The organism is Streptomyces sp. NRRL B-24572 (assembly GCF_002156145.1).
Lineage (GTDB): Bacteria > Actinomycetota > Actinomycetes > Streptomycetales > Streptomycetaceae > Streptomyces > Streptomyces vietnamensis.
Window position 1 is genome coordinate 1 of record NZ_MWIG01000427.1, and the last position, 6,648, is coordinate 6,648.

General features: G+C 70.9%; 8 protein-coding genes, 1 tRNA gene and 2 pseudogenes. 2 read left to right on the top strand and 9 right to left on the bottom strand.

The features are described 5' to 3' along the window. Positions 1-497 precede the first annotated feature (497 nt). The 8 genes from CCN56_RS24605 to CCN56_RS24635 form a co-directional block, all read right to left on the bottom strand. Positions 498-1,412 carry an RNA polymerase sigma factor SigF gene (locus tag CCN56_RS24605; protein WP_086830074.1) on the bottom strand — a complete coding sequence of 305 codons (915 nt, stop codon included), beginning with the start codon at positions 1,410-1,412 and terminating at the stop codon, positions 498-500. Between the two features lie 235 nt (positions 1,413-1,647). Then, positions 1,648-2,496 carry an RNA polymerase sigma factor SigF gene (locus CCN56_RS24610; protein ID WP_041134061.1) on the bottom strand — a complete coding sequence of 283 codons (849 nt, stop codon included), beginning with the start codon at positions 2,494-2,496 and terminating at the stop codon, positions 1,648-1,650. A 228-nt stretch (positions 2,497-2,724) separates the two neighbouring features. Continuing rightward, positions 2,725-3,018, bottom strand: coding sequence for a Dabb family protein (locus tag CCN56_RS24615; protein ID WP_086830076.1), 294 nt, complete (start codon positions 3,016-3,018; stop codon positions 2,725-2,727). Between the two features lie 9 nt (positions 3,019-3,027). Further along, entirely contained in the window at positions 3,028-3,192 is a 165-nt protein-coding gene (locus CCN56_RS43385) for a hypothetical protein (protein WP_167352206.1), read from the bottom strand. Positions 3,193-3,627: 435 nt separating this feature from the next. After that, positions 3,628-3,712 (bottom strand) — tRNA-Ser (locus CCN56_RS24620). A 55-nt stretch (positions 3,713-3,767) separates the two neighbouring features. Beyond that, positions 3,768-4,196 (bottom strand): tRNA adenosine(34) deaminase TadA, encoded by a 429-nt coding sequence (gene tadA / locus CCN56_RS24625; protein ID WP_041134062.1) that lies wholly within the window; start codon positions 4,194-4,196, stop codon positions 3,768-3,770. Between the two features lie 185 nt (positions 4,197-4,381). Then, positions 4,382-4,912, bottom strand: a complete 531-nt coding sequence (locus tag CCN56_RS24630; protein ID WP_041130293.1) for a hypothetical protein — start codon at positions 4,910-4,912, stop codon at positions 4,382-4,384. A 212-nt stretch (positions 4,913-5,124) separates the two neighbouring features. Then, on the bottom strand, positions 5,125-5,337 hold the full coding sequence (locus CCN56_RS24635; protein WP_107484216.1) for a hypothetical protein: 213 nt from the start codon (positions 5,335-5,337) through the stop codon (positions 5,125-5,127). A 92-nt stretch (positions 5,338-5,429) separates the two neighbouring features. On the opposite strand from CCN56_RS24635, the gene upp reads away from it, so the two are divergent. After that, positions 5,430-6,065 (top strand): uracil phosphoribosyltransferase, encoded by a 636-nt coding sequence (gene upp / locus CCN56_RS24640; protein WP_017240523.1) that lies wholly within the window; start codon positions 5,430-5,432, stop codon positions 6,063-6,065. A gap of 79 nt (positions 6,066-6,144) precedes the next feature. Here upp and CCN56_RS24645 read toward each other — a convergent pair. Then, positions 6,145-6,477: pseudogene (locus CCN56_RS24645) on the bottom strand (LytR C-terminal domain-containing protein); the annotation flags it as partial. Here CCN56_RS24645 and CCN56_RS24650 point away from each other — a divergent pair. After that, positions 6,455-6,648, top strand: a pseudogene (locus CCN56_RS24650) (LytR C-terminal domain-containing protein); the annotation flags it as partial. The pseudogenes CCN56_RS24645 and CCN56_RS24650 overlap by 23 nt on opposite strands.

The following is a 6,648-nucleotide window of genomic DNA, read 5'->3' on the forward strand; positions in this document are numbered from 1 at the left end:
GGCGGTGGAGGGGCCGGGACCACCGCCGGGCGCGGCCGTCGGAGCCGTACCGGATCCCGTACCGGATCCCGCTCCCGTACCGGATCCCGTACCCGTGTCCGTACGAGAAGACCCGGAGGCCCTGGGGGACTTGGACACCCCGGACACCCCAGGCGTCCCGGAAGGGCCGGGAGAGCCCCCGCTCCCGCCCGCAGAGGGCGCCCCGGGCGCCCCGGAAGACGCCCCGGGGCCCGCAGGCGACGGGGACGACGTACTCGACGTCGTCCCGCTCTCCGAGGGCTCCAGGGGGACCAGCCTGACCACACCCGAGGGGCCGGTCGCGCCATTGGGCGAGGGGACGGCGCCGACCGCCGCGTACCCCTCGCCGTCTCCTCCGCCACCGCACGCGGTCAGCGCCCCACCGAGGCAGAGCGCCACCGCCACGAGTCCCGGCTTCCTACGCCTCATGCGTCCCAGTCTGGCTGACGAGCCGTCAACAGACCGGGGTTTCGCGGAAGTCAGTCGGAGATGAGGCCCTCGCGCAGCTGGGCGAGGGTGCGGGTGAGGAGCCGCGAGACGTGCATCTGGGAGATGCCGACCTCCTCGCCGATCTGCGACTGCGTCATGTTCGCGAAGAAGCGGAGCATGATGATCTGCCGCTCCCGGGGCGGCAGTTTGGCGAGGAGCGGCTTGAGCGACTCGCGGTACTCGACGCCTTCGAGGGCCGTGTCCTCGTAGCCGAGGCGGTCCGCGAGGGAGCCCTCGCCGCCGTCGTCCTCGGGCGAGGGGGAGTCGAGCGAGGAGGCGGTGTAGGCGTTGCCGACGGCGAGGCCGTCGACGACGTCCTCCTCGGACACCCCGAGCACGGCGGCGAGTTCGGGGACGGTGGGGGAGCGGTCGAGCTTCTGGGCGAGCTCGTCGCTGGCCTTGGTGAGGGCGAGGCGCAGCTCCTGGAGCCGGCGCGGGACGCGGACCGACCAGGAGGTGTCGCGGAAGAAGCGCTTGATCTCGCCGACGACGGTCGGCATCGCGAACGTCGGGAACTCCACGCCCCGTTCGCAGTCGAAGCGGTCGATCGCCTTGATCAGGCCGATGGTGCCGACCTGGACGATGTCCTCCATCGGCTCGTTGCGGGAGCGGAAGCGGGCCGCCGCGTACCGCACGAGGGGGAGGTTGAGCTCGATGAGGGTGTCGCGGACGTAGGTCCGCTCCGGGCTGTCGGCGGCGGCGCCTTCGGCGTCGAGGGCGCGCAGCCGCAGGAACAGGGAGCGGGAGAGGGTGCGGGTGTCGAGGGCTCCGGGCGTGACCGTCATCGGCGGCGGCGCGGTCTCCGCGGTCTCCGTGCTGTCGGTCGCGGTCGGCGCCGTCGTCTGCGTGGGCACGGGAACGGGCGTGAGCGTGAGCACCTTCGAGCTGCCCAGTTCTGTGGACATGCCACCCCCTTGAGGTCGCGGACGGTCGCGGTGGCCGCGACCATCTGAGGAACGCAGCCTCCACCTGAATACCGGCGGCGGGGCTGCGGCAAACTCGGTTCCAGCAGAATGTCACATGTCGGCAACACGCTGTAGTGACTTGTCGACACGGAGAGCTTGCATTTCCGCAGGAAACAAGGGGTGTACGGCATTTGGGGCGTCGGAGAACTGCTCCGAACCGGTCTACCCGTTCCGGTTACGCCTCGATCCTGTTTGCGGATCTCAAGCGGGCGAAGCTGCGGGCGAGGAGCCTTGACACGTGCATCTGGGAGACGCCGAGCTCCTGACTGATCTGAGACTGGGTCAAGTTGCTGTAGTAGCGCAGCATCAGGATCCGCTGCTCCCGTTCGGGCAGCTGGACGAGCAGGTGGCGGACGAGGTCGCGGTGCTCGACGCCGGCCAGGGCGGGGTCCTCGTAGCCGAGCCGGTCGAGCAGACCGGGCAGCCCGTCGCCCTCCTGCGCGGCCTCCAGGGAGGTGGCGTGGTACGAGCGGCCGGCCTCGATGCAGGCGAGCACCTCGTCCTCGCCGATCCGCAGCCGCTCGGCGATCTCCGCGGTCGTGGGGGAGCGGCCGTGAGCGGTCGTCAGGTCCTCGGTGGCGCCGTTCACCTGGACCCAGAGCTCGTGCAGCCGGCGCGGCACGTGCACGGTCCGGACGTTGTCGCGGAAGTACCGCTTGATCTCTCCGACGACGGTCGGCATCGCGAAGGTGGGGAACTGGACGCCGCGGTCGGGGTCGAAGCGGTCGATGGCGTTGATCAGGCCGATGGTGCCGACCTGGACGACGTCCTCCATCGGCTCGTTGCGGGAGCGGAAGCGGGCCGCCGCGTACCGCACGAGCGGCAGGTTGGCCTCGATGAGGGCCCCGCGCACCCGGTGGTGCTCGGGGGTGCCGGGCTCCAGGTCCTTGAGCTGCCCGAAGAGCACCTGGGTGAGGGCGCGGGTGTCGGCGCCGCGGCTGCTCTGGGGCCGGGGGCGCGGGGTGTCCACGGCTCCGCCCGCCTCGTGCTGGGGCGGGACCTGAGGTGCTGTACTGGCCGGCACGTTCACGCCACCCCTTTGGCTGGTCTTGCTGGTCGACTGGGTAACTCGGTCACTGGGTCAACTACGGTCAACTCATCCGTCAAAAGCGGTCATAGCATCACAAGACATGTCCACTGTGTGCAAGCACCGCATAGGCACGTGTTGAGGGCATGTTGGCGGAAAAAGGGGAGGTCACGCACGGAAAAGGCCCCCCGCCGCGACGGCAGGGGGCCCCGGTACGAGCGAGGACTAGAAGGCGTAGTCCGCGATGACCCAGGTGGCGAACTCGCGCCACTGGGCGACGCCCGCCTGGTGCGCCGGGTGGTCGAGGTAGCGCTGGAGCGCGTCCGTGTCCTCGACGGCCGAGTTGATGGCGAAGTCGTACGCGATCGGCCGGTCCGTGATGTTCCAGTCGCACTCCCAGAACTTCAGCTCCGGGATCTGCCCGCCGAGCGCGCGGAACGCCTCGACACCGGCGACCACGCGCGGTTCGTCGCGCGCGACGCCGTCGTTGAGCTTGAAGAGGACCAGGTGGCGGATCACGGAGAGCTCCTAGTTGATGAGTTCGGTCATGAACTGACCGACTCCCTGGGCGGCGCTGGAAATGCCCTCGAACCCTACCTGCACCAGATCGGCCGCCCGGGCCGGGGAGGTGACGATCGTGTACACGATAAAGACCATGACCGCGTACAGCGCGACCTTCTTCGCCTGCGCCACTGCCCCGCCCTCCCCAGTTCCCCCGCCCGTACGACCGCGCCACTCTAACCGAGCCCTTATGGACCAAGGGCCCTGCGATCCGGGCCTTTCGCCGCCACACGGAAGGGTGACGGGCGAGCAGTATGGATGTCGAGCCCGGCGGATCTGGCAGGAATCGGCGGGGCTCGAAGGAACCGGCCCGCACTGCGGGGTCCGTGCCGCGGGCTTCCCCCCTGAACGCGGCGCAGGACTTGCCGGACCGGTTCTCGTCGGGGGGAGCGGCTTGTCCCCCCGATGCCGTTCCCCCCGTCCTGCGTGAGAAGGCCCCGACCGTGCGACGAGCGCGGACCGGGGCCTTTCGCGTACGAGTTCCGTACGGGTCCCGTACGAGTTCCGTACGGAGGGGAGATACGCCGAAGGGTCCGACGCCTGATGCGTCGGACCCTTCGATCGAAGCGGTAGCGGAGGGATTTGAACCCTCGGTGACTTGCGCCACACTCGCTTTCGAGGCGAGCTCCTTCGGCCGCTCGGACACGCTACCGAGAGAGAGCTTAGCCCAAAGTTCCGCTGCGATGAAATCCGTATCCCCTCGCAGGTCAGCGGGTGCGGAAGAAGGCCGTCAACTGGGCCGCGCACTCCTCGCCGAGGACGCCCTGGATCACCTCGGGGCGGTGGTTGAGCCGACGGTCCCGTACGAGGTCCCAGAGCGAACCGGTCGCACCCGCCTTCTCGTCGAGCGCCCCGAACACCACCCGCTCGACGCGCGACTGGACGAGCGCGCCCGCGCACATCACGCACGGCTCCAGGGTCACGACCAGCGTGCAGCCCGTCAGCCGCCACTCGCCGGTCGCCGCGGCGGCCCGGCGCAGGGCGAGCACCTCGGCGTGCGCGGTGGGGTCGCCGGTGGCCTCCCGCTCGTTGTGCGCGCGGGCGATCACCGCGCCGTCCGGGCCGAGCACGACCGCGCCGACCGGTACGTCACCGGCCGGCGCGGCCGCATCGGCCTCGGCGATGGCGAGCCGCATGGCCTCCCGCCAGGGGTCCCGCACGGGGTCGGGCGCCGCGTCCGAGTCGGGGCCCGCCACAGCGTCCGGTACGGCGTCCGATTCGGGGTTCCGTACGGCGTCCGGGCCGGCGTCCCGTACGGGGTCGGGAACGGCGCCCGGTGTCGTGCCGGCCGGCCGCTCGGGAACAGGTACCGCGGAGATCACTAGCGAACGGCCTCCAGGACCTCGGCGGCGCCCAGCGCGTCCGCGATCTCCGCGAGCGCGTCGCTGTCGAGGGCCAGCAGGTCCTCCGCCGACATCCCGAGGTCCGCCAGGATCAGCCGGTCGCCCACCGGGGCGGCCGGGACGGCCTCGGCGGCGACGGAGCCCGCCTCGTCGTCCTCGTCGGCGTCGAGCGGCTCCCCGTCCTCGGTGCCGTCCAGGTCCAGGTCGTCGAGGTCGTCGACCAGGTCGTCCAGGTCGTCACCGAGGAGCTCCCGGGTGAGCATCTCCCCGTACGAGGAACGGGCGGCGGCGGCCCCGTCCGAGACGTAGATGCGAGGGTCTTCCTCACCCTCGATCCGGACGATCCCGAACCACGCGTCCTCCTGCTCGATGAAGACGATCACCGTGTCGTCGTCCGAGGCCTCACGGGCGAGCTCGGCCAGATCCGACAGGGTCTCCACGTCGTCGAGCTCCGTGTCGCTCGCTTCCCACCCGTCTTCGGTGCGCGCGAGCAGTGCGGCGAAGTACACCTGACTCTCTCCCACTGATCAGAGGTGTGACGTTCCGGCGGCGCGAGCCTGATGCCCCGCCCAATCGGCATCGTGACAGATACGACGCCGTCTGGAGAGGTCTTCGGCTCTTGCGTCGTGCATCAGTCTGAACGACCCCGCGATCGGGTGGGCGTGCGACCCCGGCGCACGGAGGGGGCGCACAACGGATCATCCGCCCGGTGCGCCGAACATCACCAGCGGAAGGTCCGCATGCGCATCGCCTGGCGCATCCGGGCGGCCCGGGCGCGTCGCGGCTGCACCCGTTCGCGCAGCGCCTTGGCCTCGTTCAGCTCGCGGAGGAACTGGGCGCGGCGCCTGCGGCGCTCCGCGTCCGTCTCCGGTCCCGCCGGCGTCCGGGCCGCCCCCTCGGCGGCTCCCTCGGCCGGTTCTTCCAGGTCGGGCATGGGCCACATCACCCCATCACTGGGTCCCTGTGCCCCCACTTTCCCCCAGCGCCATGGGTCGACGCCAGTGCGCGGCGGGCTACTGTTGAGTCATGCGTCTCCACGTCGTCGACCACCCCCTGGTCGCCCACAAGCTCACCACCCTGCGCGACAAGCGCACGGACTCCGCGACCTTCCGCCGTCTCGCCGACGAGCTGGTCACCCTGCTCGCCTACGAGGCCACCCGGGACGTGCGGACCGAGCAGGTCGACATCGAGACCCCCGTCACGCCCACGACCGGCGTGAAGCTGTCGCACCCGCGTCCGCTGGTGGTCCCGATCCTGCGGGCCGGGCTCGGCATGCTCGACGGCATGGTCCGGCTGCTCCCGACGGCCGAGGTCGGCTTCCTCGGCATGATCCGCAACGAGGAGACGCTGGAGGCGTCGACCTACGCCACGCGGATGCCGGAGGACCTCTCGGGCCGCCAGGTGTACGTCCTGGACCCGATGCTGGCGACCGGCGGCACGCTGGTCGCGGCGATCCAGGAGCTCATCAAGCGCGGCGCCGATGACGTGACCGCGGTCGTGCTCCTCGCCGCCCCGGAGGGCGTCGAGGTCATGGAGCGCGAGCTCGCGGGCACGCCGGTGACCGTCGTGACGGCCTCGGTCGACGAGCGGCTCAACGAGAACGGCTACATCGTCCCGGGCCTGGGCGACGCGGGCGACCGCATGTACGGCTCCGCCGAATAAGGAACAGCCGGCTCCGCCGAACAAGGAACAGCCGGCTCCGCCGAACAAGGAACAGCCGGCTCCGCCGAGTGGTAGTTCCTCAGCACTTTCCGGTCGGTACGGGCGCGGGCTTGGTCAGGGCGACCAGGGCCGCGTCCGCCGTCGCCTTCGGGGACAGCGTCTTGAACGCGGTCCCGATGATCAGGTCCACATCCGGCGTGGTCCGTGTGTCGGCCTTGCTCGTGCTGCCCGCGAGCTGGGTGCCGAGGACCGGGAGGGCGCCCTTGACGGCCGCGGGCGCGCCGAGCAGCAGGCCGGTGCCCGGGACCTTCTTGTCGTAGGCGACGGGTGCGTTCCCCACCTTGCCGATCTTGAAGCCGCGCTTCTTCAGCTCGTCCGCGGTCGTCTTGGCGAGCCCGCGCAGCGGGCTCGCCAAGACGACCGCGGACGAGCTGAAGAAGCGCGGCTTCAAGATCGGCAAGGTGGGGAACGCACCCGTCGCCTACGACAAGAAGGTCCCGGGCACCGGCCTGCTGCTCGGCGCGCCCGCGGCCGTCAAGGGCGCCCTCCCGGTCCTCTGCCCCCAGCTCGCGGGCAGCACGAG

What these genes read in the sequence shown, in the direction of transcription:
- CCN56_RS24635 (WP_107484216.1), bottom strand. Translation starts at nt 5,337, where the DNA reads ATGCCCGACCTGGAAGAACCGGCCGAGGGAGCCGCCGAGGGGGCGGCC.
- tadA (WP_041134062.1), bottom strand. Translation starts at nt 4,196, where the DNA reads ATGCGGCTCGCCATCGCCGAGGCCGATGCGGCCGCGCCGGCCGGTGAC.
- CCN56_RS24605 (WP_086830074.1), bottom strand. Translation starts at nt 1,412, where the DNA reads ATGTCCACAGAACTGGGCAGCTCGAAGGTGCTCACGCTCACGCCCGTT.
- upp (WP_017240523.1), top strand. Translation starts at nt 5,430, where the DNA reads ATGCGTCTCCACGTCGTCGACCACCCCCTGGTCGCCCACAAGCTCACC.